Below are 347 nucleotides of genomic sequence, written 5' to 3'. Positions count from 1 at the left end.
ACGGCGACGGCAAACCTGACCGTCACCATCCATGGCGCCAACGATGCGCCGGTGCTGGCGGTGCAGACGGCGGCCCAGAACGCCACCGTTGGCTCCGCCTTCTCCTTTACCCTGCCGACGACGACCTTCAGCGATGTCGACAGCGGCGAGACGCTGGCCTATTCGGCAACGGCCGCCGACGGCACGGCGCTGCCCTCCTGGCTGAGCTTCAACGCTTCGACGCGGACCTTCTCCGGCACGCCGACGACCTCAGGCACCTATGGCGTCAGGGTAACGGCAACCGACCTTGGCGGCCTTGCCGCCAACGAGACCTTCAACATCGCCGTGTCGGTGACGTCGTCGACCAG

General features: G+C 67.1%; 1 protein-coding gene. It reads left to right on the top strand.

The features are described 5' to 3' along the window. Positions 1 to 347, top strand: a 347-nt coding sequence (locus tag CO671_RS21580) for a putative Ig domain-containing protein (protein ID WP_141514480.1), incomplete at both ends; no start/stop codon positions are given.

Source organism: Rhizobium sp. M10 (assembly GCF_002531955.1).
In the GTDB taxonomy this organism is placed as follows: domain Bacteria; phylum Pseudomonadota; class Alphaproteobacteria; order Rhizobiales; family Rhizobiaceae; genus Rhizobium; species Rhizobium etli_C.
This window is presented reverse-complemented; position numbering and strand designations above follow the sequence as displayed.